Origin of the sequence: Paraburkholderia sp. SIMBA_054 (genome assembly GCF_046534875.1) — a bacterium.
In the GTDB taxonomy this organism is placed as follows: Bacteria; Pseudomonadota; Gammaproteobacteria; order Burkholderiales; family Burkholderiaceae; genus Paraburkholderia; species Paraburkholderia hospita.
Window position 1 is genome coordinate 1 of record NZ_JAWRXV010000382.1, and the last position, 350, is coordinate 350.

Annotated in this window: 1 protein-coding gene; it reads right to left on the reverse strand. The window is 65.4% G+C overall.

The features are described 5' to 3' along the window. Positions 1 to 350: efflux RND transporter permease subunit (locus tag SB822_RS55585; RefSeq protein WP_410858908.1), on the reverse strand; the 350-nt coding region annotated here is incomplete at both ends.

Sequence of the window (350 nt, forward strand, 5' to 3'; positions counted from 1 at the left end):
GTCATGGTCGCGTCGAACACCGACTTGCCCGCCTCGCGGTTGAGCACCGCGAACTCGAAGATCAGGATCGCGTTCTTAGCCGCCAGCGCCACCAGCATCGTGAGGCCGATCTGGAAGTACACGTCGTTGTTCAGCCCGCGCAGCAGGATCGCCACCAGCGCGCCGAAGAGGGCAAACGGCACCGCCATCAGCACGCCGAACGGCAGGCTCCACTTCTCGTACTGCGCCGCGAGAATCAGGAACACCATGATCAGACCGAACACGAACACGAGGCCCGAGGTGCCGCCCGACTGCTTCGCCTCGAACGCCTCGCCGCTCCACGCCACCCCGTACTCCGACGGCATCTGCGC